The organism is Polynucleobacter sp. QLW-P1DATA-2 (assembly GCF_001870365.1).
Classification (GTDB): domain Bacteria; phylum Pseudomonadota; class Gammaproteobacteria; order Burkholderiales; family Burkholderiaceae; genus Polynucleobacter.
The window spans coordinates 1019441-1041427 of record NZ_LZMQ01000003.1 but is presented as its reverse complement, the minus strand read 5'-3'; the positions used below and the strand labels follow the sequence as shown (position 1 = coordinate 1041427).

General features: G+C 44.0%; 27 protein-coding genes. 8 read left to right on the top strand and 19 right to left on the bottom strand.

All coding sequences use genetic code 11. From position 1 onward, the window contains the following. Positions 1-5: 5 nt before the first annotated feature. The 14 genes from A9236_RS08015 to A9236_RS07950 all read right to left on the bottom strand — a co-directional run bounded on the left by A9236_RS08015 (position 6) and on the right by A9236_RS07950 (position 12195). Entirely contained in the window at positions 6-698 is a 693-nt protein-coding gene (locus A9236_RS08015) for an urease accessory protein UreF (RefSeq protein WP_071464865.1), read from the bottom strand. Beyond that, positions 688-1281 carry an urease accessory protein UreE gene (ureE, locus tag A9236_RS08010; RefSeq protein WP_071464864.1) on the bottom strand — a complete coding sequence of 198 codons (594 nt, stop codon included), beginning with the start codon at positions 1279-1281 and terminating at the stop codon, positions 688-690. Before ureE ends, A9236_RS08015 begins: the two co-directional genes overlap by 11 nt. An 8-nt stretch (positions 1282-1289) precedes the next feature. Further along, positions 1290-2993: an urease subunit alpha gene (ureC, locus tag A9236_RS08005; RefSeq protein WP_071464863.1), complete on the bottom strand. Its 1704-nt coding sequence runs from the start codon at positions 2991-2993 to the stop codon at positions 1290-1292. Continuing rightward, positions 2993-3331, bottom strand: coding sequence for an urease subunit beta (locus A9236_RS08000; RefSeq protein WP_071464862.1), 339 nt, complete (start codon positions 3329-3331; stop codon positions 2993-2995). Before A9236_RS08000 ends, ureC begins: the two co-directional genes overlap by 1 nt. After that, positions 3328-3960, bottom strand: coding sequence for a HupE/UreJ family protein (locus tag A9236_RS07995; protein ID WP_071464861.1), 633 nt, complete (start codon positions 3958-3960; stop codon positions 3328-3330). The genes A9236_RS08000 and A9236_RS07995 overlap by 4 nt, the downstream gene beginning before the upstream one ends. A gap of 12 nt (positions 3961-3972) precedes the next feature. After that, positions 3973-4275 (bottom strand): urease subunit gamma, encoded by a 303-nt coding sequence (locus A9236_RS07990; RefSeq protein ID WP_071464860.1) that lies wholly within the window; start codon positions 4273-4275, stop codon positions 3973-3975. A 20-nt stretch (positions 4276-4295) separates the two neighbouring features. Then, positions 4296-5171 carry an urease accessory protein UreD gene (locus A9236_RS07985; protein WP_071464859.1) on the bottom strand — a complete coding sequence of 292 codons (876 nt, stop codon included), beginning with the start codon at positions 5169-5171 and terminating at the stop codon, positions 4296-4298. Positions 5172-5207: 36 nt separating this feature from the next. Next, complete coding sequence (gene urtE / locus A9236_RS07980) at positions 5208-5900, bottom strand: urea ABC transporter ATP-binding subunit UrtE (RefSeq protein ID WP_071464858.1); 693 nt, start codon at positions 5898-5900, stop codon at positions 5208-5210. A gap of 2 nt (positions 5901-5902) precedes the next feature. Beyond that, on the bottom strand, positions 5903-6700 hold the full coding sequence (gene urtD, locus A9236_RS07975) for an urea ABC transporter ATP-binding protein UrtD (protein ID WP_071464857.1): 798 nt from the start codon (positions 6698-6700) through the stop codon (positions 5903-5905). Further along, entirely contained in the window at positions 6697-7839 is a 1143-nt protein-coding gene (gene urtC / locus A9236_RS07970) for an urea ABC transporter permease subunit UrtC (RefSeq protein WP_071464856.1), read from the bottom strand. The genes urtD and urtC overlap by 4 nt, the downstream gene beginning before the upstream one ends. A gap of 1 nt (position 7840) precedes the next feature. Beyond that, positions 7841-9424, bottom strand: a complete 1584-nt coding sequence (gene urtB / locus A9236_RS07965) for an urea ABC transporter permease subunit UrtB (protein ID WP_071464855.1) — start codon at positions 9422-9424, stop codon at positions 7841-7843. Positions 9425-9476: 52 nt separating this feature from the next. Next, positions 9477-10736, bottom strand: a complete 1260-nt coding sequence (urtA, locus tag A9236_RS07960; RefSeq protein ID WP_071464854.1) for an urea ABC transporter substrate-binding protein — start codon at positions 10734-10736, stop codon at positions 9477-9479. A 522-nt stretch (positions 10737-11258) separates the two neighbouring features. Further along, positions 11259-11768, bottom strand: a complete 510-nt coding sequence (locus A9236_RS07955; RefSeq protein ID WP_071464853.1) for a hypothetical protein — start codon at positions 11766-11768, stop codon at positions 11259-11261. A 61-nt stretch (positions 11769-11829) separates the two neighbouring features. After that, positions 11830-12195 (bottom strand): hypothetical protein, encoded by a 366-nt coding sequence (locus A9236_RS07950; RefSeq protein ID WP_071464852.1) that lies wholly within the window; start codon positions 12193-12195, stop codon positions 11830-11832. A 122-nt stretch (positions 12196-12317) separates the two neighbouring features. Here A9236_RS07950 and A9236_RS11450 point away from each other — a divergent pair, with 122 nt between their 5' ends. Together A9236_RS11450 and A9236_RS11445 are read left to right on the top strand one after the other, a co-directional pair. Further along, positions 12318-13502 carry a carbohydrate porin gene (locus A9236_RS11450; protein ID WP_083393442.1) on the top strand — a complete coding sequence of 395 codons (1185 nt, stop codon included), beginning with the start codon at positions 12318-12320 and terminating at the stop codon, positions 13500-13502. After that, positions 13463-13753, top strand: a complete 291-nt coding sequence (locus A9236_RS11445; RefSeq protein ID WP_083393441.1) for a carbohydrate porin — start codon at positions 13463-13465, stop codon at positions 13751-13753. Before A9236_RS11450 ends, A9236_RS11445 begins: the two co-directional genes overlap by 40 nt. Positions 13754-14221: 468 nt before the next feature. Here the strand turns inward: A9236_RS11445 and A9236_RS07940 are convergent, their stop codons facing one another. Further along, the gene (locus A9236_RS07940; RefSeq protein WP_071464851.1) at positions 14222-15901 is read right to left on the bottom strand and encodes an alkaline phosphatase family protein; all 1680 of its coding nucleotides are present in this window, start codon (positions 15899-15901) and stop codon (positions 14222-14224) included. A 288-nt stretch (positions 15902-16189) separates the two neighbouring features. Between A9236_RS07940 and A9236_RS07935 the strand changes: the two genes are divergently transcribed. From A9236_RS07935 to A9236_RS07925, 3 genes are read left to right on the top strand one after another with little or no spacing between them, the layout of a single operon-like run. Beyond that, positions 16190-16387, top strand: a complete 198-nt coding sequence (locus tag A9236_RS07935; RefSeq protein ID WP_071464850.1) for an antitoxin VbhA family protein — start codon at positions 16190-16192, stop codon at positions 16385-16387. Then, positions 16384-16902 carry a zeta toxin family protein gene (locus tag A9236_RS07930; RefSeq protein WP_071464849.1) on the top strand — a complete coding sequence of 173 codons (519 nt, stop codon included), beginning with the start codon at positions 16384-16386 and terminating at the stop codon, positions 16900-16902. Before A9236_RS07935 ends, A9236_RS07930 begins: the two co-directional genes overlap by 4 nt. A 2-nt stretch (positions 16903-16904) precedes the next feature. Continuing rightward, the gene (locus tag A9236_RS07925) at positions 16905-17102 is read left to right on the top strand and encodes a hypothetical protein (RefSeq protein WP_071464848.1); all 198 of its coding nucleotides are present in this window, start codon (positions 16905-16907) and stop codon (positions 17100-17102) included. A 113-nt stretch (positions 17103-17215) separates the two neighbouring features. Here A9236_RS07925 and A9236_RS07920 read toward each other — a convergent pair whose 3' ends face one another. Genes A9236_RS07920 through A9236_RS07910 form a run of 3 tightly spaced genes read right to left on the bottom strand, consistent with a single transcriptional unit; the run spans position 17216 to position 18529 of the window. Further along, on the bottom strand, positions 17216-17521 hold the full coding sequence (locus A9236_RS07920; RefSeq protein ID WP_143070597.1) for a hypothetical protein: 306 nt from the start codon (positions 17519-17521) through the stop codon (positions 17216-17218). After that, complete coding sequence (locus A9236_RS07915; protein WP_071464846.1) at positions 17505-18080, bottom strand: RNA polymerase sigma factor; 576 nt, start codon at positions 18078-18080, stop codon at positions 17505-17507. The genes A9236_RS07920 and A9236_RS07915 overlap by 17 nt, the downstream gene beginning before the upstream one ends. An 8-nt stretch (positions 18081-18088) precedes the next feature. Continuing rightward, entirely contained in the window at positions 18089-18529 is a 441-nt protein-coding gene (locus tag A9236_RS07910) for a DUF3106 domain-containing protein (RefSeq protein ID WP_071464845.1), read from the bottom strand. Positions 18530-18688: 159 nt separating this feature from the next. On the opposite strand from A9236_RS07910, the gene A9236_RS07905 reads away from it, so the two are divergent. The 3 genes from A9236_RS07905 to A9236_RS07895 all read left to right on the top strand — a co-directional run bounded on the left by A9236_RS07905 (position 18689) and on the right by A9236_RS07895 (position 21485). Beyond that, positions 18689-19342, top strand: coding sequence for a Spy/CpxP family protein refolding chaperone (locus A9236_RS07905; protein ID WP_071464844.1), 654 nt, complete (start codon positions 18689-18691; stop codon positions 19340-19342). Then, positions 19343-19645, top strand: coding sequence for a hypothetical protein (locus A9236_RS07900; protein WP_071464843.1), 303 nt, complete (start codon positions 19343-19345; stop codon positions 19643-19645). Positions 19646-20072: 427 nt separating this feature from the next. Beyond that, positions 20073-21485 carry an MFS transporter gene (locus A9236_RS07895; RefSeq protein ID WP_071464842.1) on the top strand — a complete coding sequence of 471 codons (1413 nt, stop codon included), beginning with the start codon at positions 20073-20075 and terminating at the stop codon, positions 21483-21485. Here the strand turns inward: A9236_RS07895 and A9236_RS07890 are convergent. Continuing rightward, on the bottom strand, positions 21482-21970 hold the full coding sequence (locus A9236_RS07890) for a cupin domain-containing protein (RefSeq protein WP_071464841.1): 489 nt from the start codon (positions 21968-21970) through the stop codon (positions 21482-21484). The two genes, A9236_RS07895 and A9236_RS07890, sit on opposite strands and share 4 nt — an antisense overlap. Positions 21971-21987 lie beyond the last annotated feature (17 nt).

Genomic DNA, 21987 nt, shown 5'->3' with positions numbered 1-21987 from the left:
TTAATTTACGAACGGAATAATCGGGAATACTGAGTCTCGTGTCTTGATGACAAGATAGCCAACATCGGCGAAAAATTATCAATCATTGATAAACCTGATTTAGCTCTTTTTTCAGCCTCTTGAACCATCTCAGGCACAAGTAAGCGGATCTTTGTTAATGCCTGCTGTCCTGCAACTTGACCTAAAGGTATTGCCTTGAGTGAAGCTGCCACTTGATTTTCGCTCCAAGAAAATGCATATGCGGCAAGACCATTCTTCGTCTGAACATTCAAATGAAAACATGCATAGCTATGGGCCGCCAAAAGGGACAAAGGATTAATTGCAGCTAAGTTACTAAGATTATCCCCACCCCAACTGAGGGATTGAGCAATTTGCAACAAAGACCAACCCATTTGCTCTGTTTCAGATCTCAACTCGGAGGTTTCGCGAGTTACCAAGAAATACTCATTGAGATTATTTACTTCGTCAATATCCTTGCTAGCCCACGCTTCATAACAGAGAAGCCAAAGCGGCGCCTCAGATCTCGCAAAAACGCCTAAAAAAACATCCTTGATCCATGCCTCTGCAGTTGAGGCATCTTTTACCAAGCCAGAATCAATGGCAGCTTCTAAACCTTGAGAATAGCTATACCCACCAATTGGTAATGCTGGTGAAGCTAACTGCATTAATGCAGTGATTTCATTTAGATCAATGCTCATGAGAATGGTCGTGATCGCCATGGTGGTGTGAGCAGCCAGACCCATGAACATGTGGCTTATCATGCTCTGCATAGACTTTTTGAGCTAAGGCATAGTCAGAATCAAAAGTTTCAGCATGACTGTGACGGTGTCCGCCGCCATAGGCACCCATTTCAGGCTCAAAGGGAGCAGATTCATGCTTAGCCTCTAAACCCAATTGATGAATCATTCCTTCAAGCACCGAGTCAGGCTCAATCCTTAAAAATCCTTGGCCCACCTGCACGGGAATATGCCGATTACCCAAGTGGTAAGCTGCTCGCATTAACTGATGCGCATCCTTAGACTCAATGGTGACCACTTCTTGATCGGCTGCAGCGATTCGGATCATAGAGCCATCATCGCCAATCAAAATATCGCCTGTAGTCAATACGTTACCCCTAGGCAGAAAAAAGTGCGCCTCACGACCATCCGATAGCTTTTCTGAAAAACGGCTTTTATTGCGCATCTCAAATGGCAGCTTTAATTCTAGAGCTCTAGCTAAAATCGCCTTAGCTAAACCCTGCCCTTTGGAAATCACTTTCTCAACACGGATTGGTTCTGGCATTCTTTTTCCTAGAATAAGAAATAACGCTGCGCCATTGGCAATACTTTTGCCGGCTCACAAGTTAATAATTCACCATTTGCGATCACTTGATAGGTTTCTGGATCCACGGTAATTTTTGGCTGCCAATCGTTATGAACCATGTCTGCCTTGGTAATGGATCGACAGTTCTTGACTGCTTCTACCTGCTTTTCCAAGCCAAAGGCATCACGAATATTGGCATTCATTGCCGATTGTGAAATAAAGGTTAATGAGCTGTGACGAATACCTTGTCCAATACCTGCAAACATATTGCGGTAATGAACAGGCTGCGGTGTCGGAATAGAAGCGTTGGGATCACCCATTGCTGCAGCGGCAATCGATCCGCCCTTCAGTATCAAAGAGGGTTTGACCCCGAAAAATGCAGGCTTCCAAAACACCAAATCCGCATACTTGCCCACTTCTATAGAGCCCACAACATGCGAGATACCATGGGTAATCGCAGGATTAATAGTGTATTTAGAGATATAACGCTTTACACGGAAATTATCATGGCGATTAGTATCGCCGGGCAATAATCCGCGTTGCGCCTTCATTTTGTCAGCGGTTTGCCAAGTACGAATAATGACCTCGCCAACACGACCCATGGCTTGAGAGTCAGAAGAGAGCATTGAAAAGGCACCAAGATCATGCAAGATATCCTCTGCGGCAATCGTCTCACGACGAATACGAGACTCCGCAAACGCAATATCTTCAGCGATAGAGGCATCTAGATGGTGGCACACCATCAACATATCTAAATGCTCATCTAAAGTATTGACTGTAAATGGTCTGGTGGGATTGGTCGATGATGGCAATACATTAGACTCACCGCAGGCACGAATAATATCGGGGGCATGCCCACCGCCAGCACCTTCTGTATGGTAGGTATGAATAGTGCGCCCTTTAAATGCAGCCAATGTAGTTTCCACAAAGCCAGATTCATTCAAGGTATCGGTATGAATGGCGACTTGGGTGTCTGTTTCATCAGCAACACTCAAGCAACAATCAATTGCCGCAGGTGTAGTGCCCCAGTCTTCATGAAGTTTTAAGCCAATTGCGCCAGCGTCAACCTGCTCACGCAAGCCGGCTGGCAAGCTGGCATTTCCTTTGCCCAATAATCCAATATTCATTGGATAAGCATCGATGGATTGCAACATTCTTTGGATATGCCATGGGCCAGGAGTGCAAGTCGTTGCAAAAGTACCGGTCGCAGGCCCAGTTCCACCACCAATCATGGTGGTCACTCCGGACATTAAAGCCTCTTCAATCTGCTGAGGACAAATAAAGTGGATATGGGTATCGATACCACCTGCAGTCACAATCATGCCTTCGCCCGCAATAATTTCTGTGCCAGGGCCAATGACGGATGTAATGCCTGGCTGAATATCAGGATTACCCGCTTTGCCAATATCTGAAATCCGACCACCTTTAATAGAGATATCGGCCTTAACAATTCCCCAGTGATCAATGATGACGGCATTGGTGATCACGGTATCAGCACAATCTTTTGACTGTCTCTGACTTTGACCCATGCCATCACGAATCACCTTGCCACCACCAAACTTGACCTCTTCCCCGTAAATGGTGAAGTCTTTTTCAACCTCAATCATGAGGCCAGTATCAGCAAGCCTTAAGCGATCGCCAACAGTTGGGCCAAACATCTCAGCATAGGCTTGACGACTTACCTTAGCCATTACACACCCCCCATCACACGACCTGCAAAGCCATACACTTTCTGATCGCCTGCAATTTCGACCAATTCAATAGTGCGTTTTTGGCCAGGCTCAAAACGAACCGCTGTACCAGCAACAATATTAAGGCGCAACCCTTTTGTTTTTTCACGCTCAAATAATAAGGCGTCATTCACTTCATAAAAGTGAAAGTGCGAACCGATTTGCACTGGTCGATCGCCACTATTTGAAACCTCAAGTAAAAGTGTTTTTCTGCCAACGTTGAGCTCAATATCCCCAGGTTCAACAAACATCTGCCCAGGAATAAATCGCTCATTGCTTGAACCCACCGATGAACTCATACTGATGCTCCGCCCAGCAATGCAAATGAAAGCTGGCTTATCAACACCCAACCGTAGATCACGCTAGCAAAACCAGTCATCTTCGCGATAACAGTTGTTTTCTCTTTAAGAAGTTTTACTAATAGGACTCCCAACAAATGTAATGCAGCAGTTGCAAGGACCAACCCAGCGACGTCCTGGATTACCAATGAAATAGCAAGCGATGAATCTGCGAGTAATTGGGCATGAGCAAAACCATGGAATATGCCAAAGGCACCAATCAAGAGCAAAATTGCTTTTGGCGAATATTGATTTCTTATCATCAACAACAAACCAATCACAATTACTGATGTAGCAATACCAAATTCAAAGAAATTCATAGGTATTCCGACTAATCCAGCTAAGACGCCCAAGCACATACCAAACATAAATACGCTTGGTCCAAGCCAGATTTTCTTCAATACAAATGCACTCCAAAATCCAACCAGCACAATCACAAGGAAATGGTCTAGACCGCTAAATGGATGCAATAAGCCAGACATAAAGCTTACAGAAAGATCATGCCCTGGATGAGCAAAAACCAGATTTGAAAATAACGCACTTAGAAAGCCAGTTACAGCCATCAATCTATTTTTATTAAGAACTCTCATCTCAATAGCCTCCTAAACAATTGGGTTATGGACAGTAACCAGCTTAGTACCGTCGGGGAAAGTTGCTTCAACTTGAATATCTGGAATCATCTCTGGGACACCCTCCATGACATCATCACGAGCAAGAATGGTCTGCCCTTCATGCATGAGCTGGGCAACCGTTTTTCCATCGCGAGCCCCCTCCATAATGGCAGCACTAATTAAAGCAACCGACTCTGGATAGTTCAGCTTTAGACCCCTAGCCTTCCTTCGCTCTGCTAGGAGCGCTGCGGTGAATATCAGCAATTTATCTTTTTCGCGTGGCGTTAATTCCATATCTCACCTCTATAACTATTTTAAGAAGCCCAAAGCCTCAATGGCTGAGCTGTTACACCATGAATGATTGGTCTTAATATAGTCCATATCTCAATCATCAAATTTCTTGTCAGCTCAATATCCGTTGATACCGCACGCATGACCAAAACACCTTGCGGCATCAAAGTAATGCCTGCCCTAATCACATCATTCCAAGGCATCATCGCAGATAACTGCTCAAGTAAATCCTGAGAATATCTTGGTCCTATAGCGACTAAAGTGGCGCATACTGGCCAATGACCCAATTGGGGAAGAGACTTCGAGTAAAGATCTTCTGCGTCAATATGGCCATTCTCAACCCATATTAGCTTACCGTCACGCCTAATTTCATTCAATACATGAACATGGCCGCTAGACCACTCTTCGCCAGATGCATGACGCCCGAGCATCAGAGCATCCCAACCGATGTAAGAAGCGCTGGAAGAAAGATTTAACTTGGTAATAGCATTGGCGTTTGATCCCTTAAAAAAAAGGTTTTCTTGAGGCAGCCAATCTAACTTCGCATCATCTCCTAATTCAAACTGGATATTTTGAGTTCCTGGATTTTTAAAGGATTTGTACCACTTCGTTGCGCTAGGTGTTGATAACACTGAATGACAGTTCGCGCCAATAGAAACCTTGATATCTAAGGTGTCGCCACCGGCAATACCAGCTGGCGGATGAATGATCACCGTATGGCAGATATCATCCCCTTCCGGGTACAACGCTTTCTGAACTCGCAATGGACCTTCATGCAAACTTCTCTTAAGGACCGTGCCGATTGCGGTGCGCTCATAAGACAGGCTCAGCTTAGCTAGCCAACTAGGACTTAGAGACCTAAAGAGCTGTTTTACTGCGTTATCTGGAGCCAAAAACATGTGGTTAAACCATCTCAGTGGATATGAGTATCCACTTTAAACCGAAATCATCTCCTGGACACCGTTAATGTCCATATCAGCGCCTTTACCCTGCGCAACCACCTCACCACGACGCATCACAATATAGTTATCTGAGAGCTCTTTAGCAAAATCGTAATACTGCTCAACCAACAAAACAGTAATGCCCATCTCATCTACTAACTTGCGCAAACAGCGCCCAATATCTTGAATGATCGATGGTTGAATGCCTTCCGTAGGCTCATCCAAAATAATCAGTTCGGGCTGGGACATCAGGGCGCGACCAATTGCTAACTGCTGCTGCTGTCCACCAGATAAATCTCCTCCACGACGAGCCTTCATATCCGAGAGAATCGGAAATAATTCGTAGATATAGGAAGGAATATTCTTCGGACTAGAAAATTTTGCGGCGCCAATCAGCAAGTTTTCTTCCACTGTTAGCCGAGGAAATATTTCTCGGCCTTGAGGAACATAAGCAAAGCCATTGTCAACTCTTGACCATGGCGACATATTCACGAGCTCTTTACCATCCCAAGCAATTGAACCCGTCTTTACCTTCACTACACCCATTAAGGCTTTCAGTAAGGTAGTCTTGCCCACACCATTGCGACCAAGTAGACTTGTCAACTGGCCTTTGGGTACTTCAAAATTGACATTACGCAGGATATGACTGCCGCCGTAATACTGATTGAGGTCCTTAACGATCAACATGATTAACGCCCCAAATAAGATTCGATCACACGCTCATCGCGCTTCACTTCATCTAGAGTACCTTCGGCTAATACCGAACCTTCAGCCAGTACAGTAACTTTACCCTTCTCTCCAGCTAAAGCGGCCACGAACTCCATATCATGCTCTACAACCATCATGGAGCACTGGCCACGTAATGAATTGAGCAATTCAGCCAGGCGCATAGTCTCTTCATCGGTCATGCCTGCAACAGGCTCATCCAGCAACAATAACTTTGGCTGCTGCATGAGCAACATGCCAATCTCCAGACGTTGTTTTTGACCATGAGAAAGAAGGCCGGCTTCACGATAGGCCTCAGATTCGAGCTGCGTTAATGCAAGCACAGCCTCCATTAAGCGACGTCCTTCAAAATCTATTTTGGCAAGCAAAGAGTGATGCCAAGATTTATCGCCAGCCATGGCAAGCTCAAGATTTTCCCAAACAGGATGATGCTCAAATACAGTAGGCTTCTGGAACTTACGACCCACACCAATTTGGGCAATCTGAGGCTCATTCATAGTCATGAGATCAATAGTAGAGCCAAGATAAACAGAGCCATCAATATCAGCGATATTTGAGCGGGTTTTACCAGTAATAACATCCATCAAGGTTGTTTTACCAGCGCCATTTGGACCAATGACGCAGCGCAACTCACCCAAATCAATCGTCAGTGATAATTTATTAATTGCCTGAAAACCATCAAAATTAACCGAGAGATCCTCAACATACAAAATTCCAGTATGGGAGGTATCAATTCCTTTTTCTAAAAAGTGTGCGCTCATTTAGAACCACCCTTCTTATTAAAGAATTGGTGATAAATGCCCAACAATCCATTTGGCAAAAATAATGTCACCAGAACAAACATCAATCCCAAGAAAAATAGCCAATATTCTGCAAAGTTTGCAGTAAAAAAGCTCTTCGCACCGCTGACTGCAAAGGCGCCAATGATAGGGCCCAGGAGAGTTCCACGTCCGCCAACAGCAACCCAAATTGCCATTTCAATTGAATTGGTTGGTGACATTTCTCCTGGATTAATGATGCCAACCTGAGGAACAAATAAGGCTCCAGCTATCGCGCACAAAATGGCAGAGACCACCCAAACAAACAGCTTGAACCCCAGTGGGTTGTAGCCGCAAAACATTAAACGCGACTCCGCATCCCGAACGGCAGTAATCACACGACCCATCTTGGAAGTAATTAACGCACGGCAAAGAATAAAGCTACCCAGCAACACCAAGAAAGTAATTAGGAATAGCGTTACACGTGTGCTTGGCGCACTAATGGAAAAGCCCAAAATACGCTTAAAGTCAGTAAAGCCATTATTGCCGCCAAAGCCAGTTTCGTTTCTGAAGAACAACAGCATTGCAGCATAAGTCAAAGCTTGGGTAATGATGGAGAAATACACGCCTTTAATTCTGGAGCGGAACGCAAAGTATCCAAACACCAATGAAATTAACCCAGGAACCAGAATCAACATCAAGAGCATCCACCAAAAATGATCACTCCCTTTCCAAAACCAGGGCAACTCTTTCCAGTCCAAAAACACCATGAAGTCCGGGAGCTCACTTTTGTATACGCCATCAGTACCAATCTGGCGCATGAGGTACATACCCATAATGTAGCCACCAATGGCAAAGAACAAGCCATGTCCCAGACTGAGAATTCCACAATACCCCCATACCAAATCTAGCGCTAGAGCAGCAATTGCAAAGCACATAATTTTTCCAATCAATGTCAGCGCATAGGCGGACATATAAAACATGCTTGTTTCAGGAACTAGCAAAGAAAATACTGGCACACCAATGAGCACACAAAGGGTTAATGCAGCAAGGGCAATATATGCACGTTTGCTTAGAATGGATTCACGCTCAGGAATTGCCAAACTAAAACCAGAGGAAGGGGCAAGCTTTTTGATATCCATATTAATCAACGCTCCTTCCTTTTAATGCGAAGAGGCCTTGTGGACGTCTTTGAATAAAGATGATGATGAATACCAAAATAGCAATTTTCGCCAAAACTGCGCCAATGAATGGCTCAAGCAGCTTACTGGTAATGCCCAGGCCAAAGGCACCATAGATAGTTCCTGCGAGTTGGCCAACACCACCAAGGACCACCACCATAAATGAATCCACAATATAACTTTGGCCAAGATCGGGGCCGACATTACCAATTTGGGAAAGGGCTACACCACCGAGACCTGCGATACCTGCACCAAAGGCAAAGGCATACATATCCACCCGAACTGTTTTGACGCCTACGCATGCTGCCATAGTACGGTTCTGTGTGACCGCCCTGACAAATAGACCAAGACGAGTCTTATTGAGTACCAGCCAAGTAACAATGACTACTGCAATAGCAAATCCAAAAATAATAATTCGGTTATACGGAACTACCAGATTCGGCAAAACTTGTATCGCACCGGACATCCACGTTGGATTGGCAACCTCAACGTTTTGAGCACCAAAAATAGTTCGGGTCAGTTGAATCATCAAAAGGCTAACACCAAAGGTAGCCAACAAAGTCTCAAGTGGACGGCCATATAGAAACTTAATAACCGTTCTTTCAATCAATATTCCCACTACGGCTGCAGCCAAGAAAGCCACCGGTAAAGCGAACAATAAATACCAATCCAAGTAACCCGGGGCGTATTGCCTAAAGAATCCTTGAACCACATAAGTTGCGTAAGCACCCACCATGAGGAACTCTCCATGAGCCATATTAATGACCCCGATCAAGCCATAAGTAATAGCAAGACCCAAAGCACAGAGCAATAAGATACTGCCGTAACTAAAGCCAGCAATCACATTACCGAGAATCTCACCGCTAAACTCAGACTTCTTAATTTTGGCCAGCGCTTTTTCGGCAGCTTCTTGAACTGGACCACCCTCTTTAGCCAATGGCGCCAACAAGGCCGCTACTTGAGGATCTCCACTGTCACCCAACAACTCAATCGCTTTTAATTTTGACTCTTGGTTATCCGACTGCAAAGCCAAAAGTGCCCAAAGCTTCTGAACTTTTGGCTTAAGTGATGGATCCTTCTCTGTAGCAAGTAAATTCTCAACCAATGGGAATGTATCTGGATCTGGATCTTTGATTAATGCATCTACAGCTTTAGTTCGAACCTGCGGATCAGGAGATGCCAGCTGCAAACCCAGCAATGCACTATCAACTTTGCTACGTAATTGATTATTCAGAACAACATCTTGCAGCTCATCTGCCTTCACAGAAACTGGCTGGCTAGTTAAGGCATCGATATATTGATCACCCTTTTGGATGACGACTGCTTGAGGGGATGAAAAAAGAGTTTCGGCACTTAAAGCCTCCAGAATTTGAAGGGCTTCCGGGCTGCCTTCTTTAGATAAATCCTGAACTACTTTAACTTTGGTATCAAAGTTATCGCCAAACAAAGGCTTTAAGTCTGTTGCATTCATTTTCGCAAAAGTAATCCCCCAGGCCAAAATGCAAATGGCCGAAAGGATTAGTTTTGAAAAAAAATAGGGTTTCATAAAGATGATTGAAAGCCCTCCCCCGCTTGAGGGAGGGAATTTCTATTGATAATTACTGAACTGAATCAGGCTTGCCTGCATTGCCATCGATATACTGGCTCCATGGTTTAGCTGGAATAGCTGTTGGAGTTTTGTAAATCACATTGAACTGGCCATCAGCTTTGATCTCGCCAATCATGACTGGCTTAGACAAATGGTGATTTGCACCCATCACTTCTTCGTAACCACTTGGAGTATTGAGTTTTTGACCAATCATTGCCTTACGAACAGCATCAACATCCGTTGTGCCGGCTTTTTCAACAGCAGCCTTCCACATCAAGATGCCAGTACGGCTAGCTTCCATTGGATCATCTGTCAAAGGCTTGCTAGCTCCAGGCAGCTTCTTCTCTACAGAGTATGCGGCCCATTGTTTCTTCCACTCATCATTTACTGGATTCTTAACGGACATGAAGTAGTTCCAAGCCGCCAATTGACCAACTAATGGCTTGGTATCAACGCCACGCAATTCTTCTTCACCCACAGAGAAGGCGACTACAGGAACATCTTTTGCCTTGATTCCAGCATTACCCAATTCTTTGTAGAATGGTACGTTTGAATCACCATTAATAGTGGATACAACCGCTGTCTTACCGCCTTGAGAGAATTTCTTAATGTTCGCAACAATAGTTTGATAGTCAGAGTGACCAAATGGAGTGTAGGTTTCCATGATGTCCTCTTCTTTTACGCCTTTAGACTTCAAGAATGCGCGAAGAATCTTGTTTGTAGTACGTGGATATACATAGTCTGTACCCAAAAGAACCCAACGCTTAGCGCCGCCGCCCTCTTTGCTCATCAAGTACTCAACTGCAGGAATAGCCTGCTGGTTTGGTGCTGCGCCGGTGTAGAACACGTTACGAGACATTTCTTCGCCTTCGTATTGCACTGGATAGAAGAGCAGGCCATTGAGCTCTTCAAATACTGGCAATACAGATTTACGTGAAACAGAAGTCCAGCAACCGAATACAACAGCTACTTTATCTTTTGACAATAACTGTCGGGCTTTCTCGGCAAATAATGGCCAATTTGAAGCTGGGTCGACAACTACTGGCTCTAACTTACGACCTAAAACACCGCCACTTTTATTGATCTGATCAATCACCATCAAATCCATATCCTTGAGGGATGTCTCAGAAATAGCCATCGTTCCAGATAAAGAATGCAGGATACCAACCTTGATCGGCTCCTTGCTCTGAGCCATTGCTAAATGGCTTAAACCTGTAAAACTCAAAGCCGCAGCTAATGCTGACAACTTCAAAATTGATCTACGCTTCATGTTTCACCTCTTGAGTAAATTAATCATGTGGGCTCGAATACTTAAGGCCTGCATTGATTAAAGAATGTTTCAAGTTGGTGCAAGAACTTATGATCACTAAAAACAGGCAAATGCACCAAAAATGAGCATCATTTAAGGTGAAAATGCACTAGGTAGAGGCATTTAAAGCAGGTGTAAATAAAAAACCACCCCGAGAGGTGGCTCAAAAGCTTTTAGCTTTTTGCGCAGATCCATCCAACCAGTACAAATGAATATGCATGATTATTCTGAAATAAATTTGGTGATTTGACAATACAAATAAATGAATTTTTCTTATCTTCTGGGGTCTACTGGAGCCGAGGACGTGTTGACTAGATTTCATTAAGTGTGAACAAAAACTGTGTAGTGCAGCCTACAGACTTTTAAAATCTCACAAGGGTTACTTAAAGTAACGCTCACAAAAAAACCACCCGAAGGTGGTTTTAGTATTTCTTAATGGCCCGAGGCGGAATCGACCAGGGCCGAGGATGTCTCATCCGATACTTACATTGAGAACAACAATCCTACTGAAAGCCCAATTACCCTTTCGGCACCACTACTTGTGCCGTAGGTATAACTGGGACTGAGATACCATCCAACTTTCTTTGTTGTCCAAAACATAAAATCGGCGACAAAGGCAACTCCTGATTGAAGATTGTTACTGGGAGAGCTTGTTTTCCTCCAAATAGCAGGCCCTAAGCCTACACCAAGCTCAATATCGGATGCCAACTCAAATGGTTTTTTAAAGATGATTTGGGCTCCGAGCTCTTTTGGATTGGATGTACTCAGATACTGCGTTCCCACTTCAATTTCTAATTGATGTTCAATCGCCGTAAATTCAACAGCCAATGAAGTGCCATAGGCTTTTGAACCATCTACTTTATTTTTCTCGATTGCGGGACCTACCAACAAAATCAGTGTACGGTCATCAATAGACTCTTCGGCACATACTGCTGAGCTATGAATGCTTGAAGCAAAAGCTAAAGCAAATAAAGCAACTCTTATCGCTTTCATATAAAACCTTAAACAAATGTGGAATGCTCAATCGCAAGAGATTGAGTTCAGGGCTATTTGTTTAAGCGTTTCTGGGCGGATACTCGATTCTGGTTGGGAAAAATTCCAGGGTTAAAAGTGGCTCAATTGCGTTATAGCTTTTGAGATCCCGAGCTACTGAAGTATTGCTGGATCCCACCATACCAACTACTGAAATGTGATGACACTGATGATCGCCATCATGATGGTCTGGATTGCTGGAGCTTGCTTGATCATGATGATCATCGTGAACTATTTGAAATAAGCCATTACTAGATTGATCATCATTCCAAGTAATTTGGGCGACGCCCTCCTGAGTCTGATGTGATTGCTCGTGAGCCGCCCCCAATACAGGCATAAAAACTATATTGAATATAAAGATGAGGGTGGCAATAGACATCAAGCGCATTGTCTGATTCTAAGGTATTTGATGTTTAAGCCGCATTCAATGGGTATTTCTCCAATTGAGAGTCATTCTCAATTATATGCTAAGATGAGAACAATTCTCATTAAGTATATTTGACATTTCTGATGTTTTTCTCATTTAATACAAACCGCACAGCCTTTATTGGCCTAATTAGCGCCCTTTATTTGGGCGGCCTATCTTCTGCTGTAAAGGCAGAGGCGCCGGTTAGTGATATGCCTATTGTTTTGGCTGAATCACCTGTAAGTGACTCACCTACAGTCGATAGTCAAGTTTCTGTCGAGGGTGAAACAGAGCAGTGGAGCATTCATGGGCAGTCCACTTACATTGTTCAGCAAAAGAATAATTTCAACTCCCCTTACTACGGGCAAAACAGTCTTCTCAACAAATCAGAAGGCGGGGGAGGCAAAAGCTACACCTTAAGTGCAACTGCTTTTCTAGGCGCCAGACTTTGGGAAGGCGCTGAAGTCTACTGGAACCCAGAAATGTTTGAAGGTACTCCATTTAATGGACAGTTGGTCGGCTTGGGCGGATTTCAAAATGGTGAATTGCAAAAAGGTTCTTATGCCCCACCTGTCTACTACACCGCTCGCGCATTCATTCGCCAAACCTTTGGCCTTGGCGGCGGTAAAGAACATATTGAAGGAGGCCCAAATCAATTAGCGGGTAACCTTGATAAAAATAGAATCGTGGTCAGCTTTGGAAAGTTTGCCACCCTAGATTTCTTTGATCAAAACAGCTATAGCCATGATCCCAGAACGCAATTTCAAAACTTTGCCATCTTTTCCATGGGCGCCTATAGCTATGCTGCCGACACTAAAGGCTATACCTATGGCGCCGTAGCAGAATGGTATCAAGGCGATTGGACCTTGAAAGCAGCAAGGTTAGCAATGCCAACCATTCCCAATACCGCCCAACTCGATTACAGCATGACTCAAGATTACGCTAATCAAGTTGAGTTAACTCATGAACATGAATTGTGGGGTAAACCTGGCGCAGTAAGAGCGCTTTACTATCAACAACACGCATATATGGGCAATTATCAAAGTGCAGTAGCACTTGGACAGCAGTCCGGATCAATTCCCGATGTAACAAACACTCGACTTGCTGCCCAAAATTCCTGGGGATATGGCTTAAACATCGAGCAAGCCATCAATGATGAGGTCGGAATTTTTGGCCGCTGGAGTTGGAATCCCGGCAATACCGAAACCCAAACTGTGGACATTAGCCGCTCCCTCTTGGAGGGGTCAGCATCAAAGGCGGCAATTGGTCTAGACCTAATGACACACTAGGTATTGGCTTTGCAATAAATGGCATTGCCCCAATACAAAGAACATATCTACAAATGGGTGGGATGTCCCCCTTCATTGGGGATGGCAATCTAAGCTACAAAACAGAACAGATTTTGGAGACTTTTTACAGCGCCAAGGTTTATAAAGAGCTATATCTGTCTGCCGACTACCAGCGCATTGCAAATCCAGCCTATAACGCTGCCAGGGGGCCAGTCAATTTCTTTGGCCTTCGTGCCCATATTGAGATGTAATTTAGTTGAAAACTATTTTGACTGATACAAGATCACTCATTAATCTTCTCTTTTCAAGGGCGACTAGCCGACTTTTTTGCCACACTCAGAAAATGTGTAGTGCTGTCTACACACTTTTCTAAGCTCACAAGCGTTACTTAAAGTAACGCTCAACTGACAAAACCTCACCATTTATATTCCTGACTTACTTTTTATTAGTTTTGGGTTTACTTTAGGTTCTCAGGTTATGAGAGCAGACATCCAAAGAAAACCACTAGGATTTCAAAAGGTTATGGCGCCTAAAACAGTTCATAAAGAGGAGGCTTTGTCGGTTAACCCGACAAAACAAGCGTCACTTTTCCGGACACTTGATGGTGATTTGTCGGGTTAACCGACAAAATAAAACCACCCCGAAAGGTGGTTTCAGTGTTTCTTGTTGGCTCGGGGCGGAATCGACCAGGGCCCAGGGTATTTTATCCTTTTGAAAGATTAATACTGACTCTTGATATTTCCTTTTTGCGCTAACTGAGGAAACATCTCAGCCGCCAACTCTAGAGCAATCTTAATACCTTGTTTTGGAGTAATTAGGCCGTTAGGATCTTTTGGCATAGAGGGAGTTTGATAACCTTCAGCATGCGCTAATTTCACCACTCCCGGAATCATTGCTTTAGCTAATCCAGAATATGCCGGCGGCAGATCATTTAAGTCTGGCGCTTTGTATTCTGGCACTCGTCGCGCGATTGGAGTGGGCCATGTACTTGGATCGCGAGGGGTATTTAAGGTAAAGCAAGATTCCAGCGTTCTCGCATTTGCATCACGAGCAGTAAACGGCTTTCCAAGGTTCCATGCTTTGCGCAAACTCGCAATCATGGATGTATGGCGGAACTCTTTTGTGTAAACCGTCTTTTCGGGAATCCATGGTGAAATCATTACCGCAGGAACCCGATAGCCTGATCTACGGAAATCAAATCCTTCTTGACCCTTTGGTACCGATGGATCTGGCGCCGGTACCAAGGGCGGCGCAACGTGATCATAGGTGCCTCCTGGCTCATCCCAACCAATAAACAAAGTGGTATTGAGCACATTTGATCCTGCTTGCGTCGTACCCATGCCTTTGTAAGCGTTATAGATACGAGTTAAAAAGGCTTCTCCACCCAAAATCGACGATGGCGGATCAATTGGAAGATCAATGCCTTGGATCAAGGCCCTGCCAAATGCAGGGTGATAATCATTATGAGCTGCGAGCAAGTTAGGCTCAATCAAACAAAAATCTGGCAATGTACCGTTCGCGCAATCTTTCTCATATTCAGAAAACGGAACAATATGGGTTTTGAAATATGGCTTCAAACTCGGCATATTAATCAAGCCAGTAAATGAAATCGGATCAGGCTCGCAAACGTAAATCTTCCAAGTTTTACCATGTGCCTCTAGGCGATTAAAAATCGTCTCAGCGGTATTTTTAAACAAGAAGTTGGTTGATGGATCGTTCACCACAAAACCCGATGATGTCCCGGCAGTCCAAAATGAGCGATTCGTAAAAGTTTGTGATGGCACTTCAGAGTACCAATGATCAAAACAAGAAAATCCTTTTGCCAAACTGCTAATCACTGGAATTTGCTCTGGCGTGTAGCCAGTCATGATTTGTGAATACTCTTGATAGGTTGGCTGACGACCCATCTCAGCAGTGAAAGTACTAATATAGTCTGTCACAAAGCCATCCATTGATGGTCTAACCAAAGAGGATTCAGGCGCATTGTATGGCGCTGTCATCTGACTGGCCATCTTAAAGCGATTGCGCTCATCCAAGATGTTGTAGATCTGTGTATTCGTATGTGGATGCTCTTCGCCTGAATCTGGATTTGGACCATCCATGTAGGTAGCTGGACCAAATGGAACTCTGCCATTTGGCGCGGGATACTGAGCCCATGATGGCACCGGATTGCTAAGGCCCTTACCAATAACACCCTCAAACTTTGGAACCTCACCCGGCTGATAAAGGTGTCCAAGAATATTGTCAAAAGAACGATTCTCAAATATCACCAAAACTACGTGATCCATCGCGTTTTTTTTGGTAGCTTGTGGCTCAGCAAAAGTAGATTTACCCAATGCCGCTGATGCGCCCCCAACAGCAGAGGTTTTTAAGAAAGCACGGCGGGAAGACTGGGTCATATAAGCTCCATTAATAGTTAAATCAATTTATAACAGATCCCATAGAAAAAACCACCTTCAGGTGGTTGTGGTGTTTCTTGGTGGCCCGGGGCGGAATCGATAAGGGCCAAGGATCCATAATCCGTTGGTCGCGAGTTCGAATCTCGCCCGACCCACCAGCATCACTAAGCCTCGCTTTTGCGGGGCTTTTTTATTTCCCAAGATATTAATCAAAAAGAGTCCTTCCCTGCCCGTTTTAGGGCCATTTTTTGACTAGGAAAGCAGATCTAGAGCCACTAAAATAGATCCATGCCAACAAAGTCTTCAACCCAATCTCAGGTACGCCAATATAAGGTTTCTAGTGCTGTGGCCTCTGCTCGGATTGAAGACATTACACCCACTAAACAGTTAGAGCAAAACCTCGCTGACTATGTTGCTGGCAAAAAGAGTATTGCGCAAATTCTGGAAGAAACCAAACAACGTTATGCCGCAAATCAACCCAAATGATGTCTGCAATAAATAAAAAAATTATTATCATTGCAGGACCCAATGGGGCTGGCAAAACTACTTTTGCCAAAAACTTCTTACCGCAAGAAGCCCATACATTTCGCTTTATTAATGCTGATCTTATAGCAGCTGGATTAGCACCTTTTAATCCTGAATCTGTTGCATTCAAGGCTGCTCGCTTGATGCTCAATGAATTAGATGAATATACTAAAGCGGGCGAAAGCTTTGCATTTGAAACTACTTTATCTGGCACCCATTATCTACAACGCATTCAAGAGTGGAAAGGCTTAGGTTACGCAATTAAGCTCTGGTTTATTGCACTAAGCTCTCCTGAATTAGCCATCTCTCGTGTAGTGGAGCGGGTTGCACAGGGCGGGCATAACATTCCTGAAGAAGTCATTCGTAGGCGCTATCGAGCAGGATTAGAGAATCTCCCAAAGTATCAAAAAGTTGTAAAATCATGGGTATTGTTAAATGGTGACAAAACACCACCCGAACAAATAGATCAAGGTTAGCCATGACTACACCAAGCAAAGACATTCGCAATTCTTCGGATCCCGATATCGCAGGATCCTACTACGCTATGCAACGAGCAGGTCAAGCAGCAATAGACTTAGCAATCCAAACCAATACTGCAATCGTGACCACAGTTAATGGCAAGATAGTACGGATCCCTGCCGCAGAACTCATTAAGCAGCGGCAACTTACGGCCTAGACATCCTTGGTGGCGAGTTCGAATCTCGCCCGACCCACCAGTTATACAAAAGCCTCTAGAGAAATCTAGAGGCTTTTTCTTTTAAGCTCAAGGTCAAGAAACACATAGATTAACTAAATAGTTGAAAGACTCAGTTCAGACAAGGCGTCAATCCTGTGCAACTCTTCATCCTGTGACGTCAGGAGATGTTGACCTAACAACACAGAGGCTGTAATAGCTACTACTGCAATCAATCCAACAATTTTAGGATGCAATCTAGCGAGAACTAAAACATTGGAGAATCGATGTGCTGGTTGGCTGCCATTGGAGACCGTCTGTTGCCAATCTTGATAAATGCGTTGTTCAAAATGGTTAGAAGAGTCTTGAACCTCAATTTGATCCAGCACTTTCTTTAAATCCATTTTATCGTTCGATCGCATAAGATTCACCTTTTTCCAATTCTGCCTTTAATTTCAACTTGGCTCTATATAGCAACTGATCAACGCTGTTTTTATTCATCTCAAGCGCATGTCCAATTTGCTCGGCTGTCATATCCTGATAAGCCCACATCAACATCGCCATTCTTTGTTTAGCACTTAAGGAATTCATGGCCCTTTTTATCATCTCCGGCTCAATACCCTCCGCAAGATTCCACTCGACCTCCTGAATTGGGTGATGCTCAAATTCATCAAACTCCTCAAAAAAGCCTTTATTAATACTTTTGATCTTATCCAAGCAAAGATGACTCACGATTGTGTAAAAGTAAGTGGATAACCCTGATTTACCCGAAAACGTATCTGCGCTTTTCCAAAGTCGAATAAAGGCTTCTTGCACAACATCTTCAGCATCTTCTTTTTTACCAAGCATCTTCCAGGCTAAAGAGTAAGCAGGAGAACTCAGCAAGCCAATCACTTCTTTTGATGCCTGAGAATTTCCTGCTACCGCACTCTTTAATAAAGCCCGCTCAATACGGTGTTGCTTATTTGAAAATAAACTCAAACTGATCCTTAATTACTCATTGGCTTATTCCAATGTTCTTTTTCTTGAGGGTGCGCCTTCATCCATTCTTCACGCTCTTTTTTCATCTCAGCGCGCTCTTCAGGGGTCATTGCGGCAATCATTGCCTTGCGGTTTTCCTTTAACTCTTTCTTTTGCTCAGGACTTAAAGCCTTCCACTGGGCATGCATTTTTTCTCTTAATGCTTTACGCTCTTCCGGACTTAATGCCTTAAATTTGGCATGAAGTTTTTGACGATACTCACGTCGCTCTTCAGGCGTAGCCTGCTTAAATTGCTCCCGCAAGTCTTTAGACATTTGCAGACGTTGCTCAAAACTCATATTAGCAACCACCTGGGGATCTTGTGGCTCCGGTAAAGCGGCGCTAGCTATGCTGATGGCGCTTACCATCAAAATACTGGACATAATCAAGCCTTGCATCGTTCTTTTCATTGACTTCTCCTTGTTAGTTACTATTTAGACGCAGGCACCCCCAGAAAACTTACGACTAGGACAAAATAATTATTTTCATTTTTAGAGTAAGTATTTGCCAAATTCACCGTCTAACAATAGTTAAACACATTTAGTTTAGAAAAAATGACCCGAGTTTTCATGACTTCACGCTCAATTATCTTGAGTTTTCTAGTTTTAGTAGCAATTTTGCCTATTCAAGAGTCTTATGCACAATGGGGTGGATCACAAGGCTCTGGAATCCCTGGAATGCCCGGCATGCGCAGGGGGGCAGGACGCAATCCCTCTAACCCCGACTCTTCCGGCGCTTCGACAAATAGCCATATTGCTATCCCTGCTCCCGGATCACATTTGCTCACTTATGAGCAAATAGAAACCGGCTTATCTAAGCTTGAAGAGAGCCTTAAGCCAACCCCCGAACAAAGTAAGGCTTGGGCTAATTTTTCAAGCAAGGTAAGACTCTATGCCAGTGATGTTGCCAATGAGAGGGCTAGATTAAACAACGAAACTCCCACTACTGTTGATGGGCTGAAATATCTCAATCAATCGACTGAAGATGCGAAAAGCCGATACACCAGCCTAAAAGAGGTAGAAGAAGCCGCCAAACCACTTTACAAATTATTCAGCACTGAGCAAAAGACGCTATTTGATAGCAAAGTTCCCACCTTTATTAATGCAAGCCCTAAAAGGTTGACTCCTAGCCAACCACAGTACAACTTACCTGATCTTGGCGGCTCACCGCAGCCCAATCAAAACTCTGGGTCAGGGTCTTTGCCAGGCTATATTCATCAATAAATGCGTAAGCCAAATAATTTAAGCGGTCACATTCTTCCGACTTCAGGCGCAATGCTTGGGGTATGTATGACCGTTATCAGCATTGTCAAACTAACCCAGACCAATAGAGGAATGGCTTACTGGGTCGATGATCTCTTAGCTCTTGATGCCCTCATCTTTCTAGCAAGCTCCATCTTTTCATACTTATCTATTCGAAGCCATTCAAAGAAGGTTTATTTTGAAGATATTGCGGACAAGTTCTTTATGCTCGCATTGCTCTGTATGGGCGCTGCAGTCATACTCCTGACTTATGAAATTGTCTAGAAATCGTTCGCATACTTAATTTCATATTTATTGAGGACTTTTAGGTCATTGATTTATTTGCAGGCCTTGAGCAGCCAGAGCTTCTTATAATCCGTTGGTCGCGAGTCTGAATCTCGCCCGACCCACCAGTTATACAAAAGCCTCTAGAGAAATCTAGGGGCTTTTTCTTTTTGTTGGATGGAATGCGGTGACTGATCGAAACAATGGATGATCTATGGGGTCGTTATGGGTCAGGATGGCGGATGCTGGGGAACCGACTCGACTATAGGCAACTTAGAAAAAACCCATTATTTTTTCATACTCCAAGCCATCCCCAGCGAATGCATCAGCCGACCACCAACGTATTACTAACCCAGCACGGGCTCGGTGAACCTCATTGGATTATGAGCCCAATTCTTGATGCAATTAGATCCTAAAATATGTGCATATGAATACATCCGCACACAAATCAAATATTGTTCCATTGATAGTGGCTACAGCCTTCTTTATGGAAAACCTAGATGGCACAGTGATCACCACTGCACTACCCCAGATGGCTCAAACATTGGGAGTAAATGCCGTCGATATGAGTGTCGGCATTACAGCCTACTTAATTACGCTAGCAGTCTTCATCCCTATAAGCGGATGGCTCTCAGACCGCCTGGGATCTCAAACTGTATTTGGCTCTGCTGTTGGTATCTTTACTTTTGCCTCGGTCCTTTGTGCCCTTAGTCAAACAGTAAATCAATTTATGCTCGCTCGCATTCTTCAGGGCATTGGTGGAGCAATGATGGTCCCTGTTGGGCGACTGATTGTTTTAAGAACAACCTCAAAATCGGAATTAGTGAAAACAATCGCTTTAATAACCTGGCCTGGGTTGGTTGCGCCTGTAATTGGACCGCCCCTGGGTGGATTCTTGACTACTTACTTTTCATGGCACTGGATCTTTATTCTGAATGTGCCCCTAGGATTACTGGGTATAGGGCTTATCCGAAAATTCGTTTCAAATGATCACCAAATAGAAAAACGTCCGCTCGATTACATTGGCTTTCTCATTATTGGCAGCGCGCTAGCCTTCACAATCATTGGCGTTGAATCAATTGGCAGCGAAGGCTTTAGCAAATCAGCCGTAGGCTATAGCGCCCTAGGAATAGCTTGCGGGGTTACATCTTGGTTTCATGCAAAAAAACACCCCCATCCATTATTAGATTTCTCGGTGCTAAAAGTACCGACCTTTGGCATTACATTCTTTTCGGGGTCCTTCACAAGAGTATTAATTGGCGCAACCCCATTCTTGGCACCATTGATGTTTCAAATTGCGTTTGGCTATAGCGCCTTTATGTCTGGTTTATTATTTTTAGCAGCAATGCTTGGAAATATTGGCTTAAAACCTTTGACACCCATGCTATTAAAGCGCTTTGGTTTTCGCAATATTATGCTTGGCAACGGATTTATTGCTGCTATGGCCGCCATGATATGCGGGATGCTCTCTCCTGATACAAGCATTATTGGCATTGTCCTAGCCATGTTTATCTATGGAGTTAGTCGTTCGATGCAATTTACTTGTATACAAACCTTGGCATTTGTAGATATACCCCCAGAAAAGATGAGTGGCGCCAATACCCTCTTTAGCACCATTGGGCAGCTTGCACAGGGCGTAGGCGTTGCTTTGGGTGCAGCCATTGTTCACATTACCGTCATGCTAAGAGATGGTGATATTAATAGCCCTTCGGCAATGGATTTTCGGATCACCTTCTTTACGGTTGGAGCGCTCATCCTAATTTCTCTATGGGGATACTTAAAACTAAAGCCCGATGCAGGGGCAGCAGCAAGCAAGCATCAACCAAAAAAACTAACTTAATTTAATTTATGGGGCTTGCCATACTTGCCTTCACTTGGATAAATATAAGTTGTCTTCACGGGGCCCATACCCATGATTTGAACTTCCACGGGTTCCTTTAAAGAACCGTCAAAGTGGACTGCATTGGCTGGATGGAACATGATACTTCCCTCTGGCATCACAATAGTGCTCTTTGGATCCCAGCTAGCATCTGTTCCAGAGTACCAAGTACCTTTGATTACCGTAACCCAGCGATCTTGATCGTGTGAATGCGGCGTACTCATCACTCCAGCTGGGAAAATATTTCTCACAATATAAAGACCAGGCTTATTGGGATCTCCAAATAAAACGGTATTTTTAATTCCATTTTCACCATCTTTCCAAACAATTTCGCTAGGCGTCATTTTTATAAAGCCGCCTGGCAAGGTAGTTTGAGCGTGAGCAGTTGCTGCAATAAAGCCTACTGCTAGTGTTAAAAAATATTGTGCTAATTTATTTTTGTGCATCTTTTGTCTCCTGTATA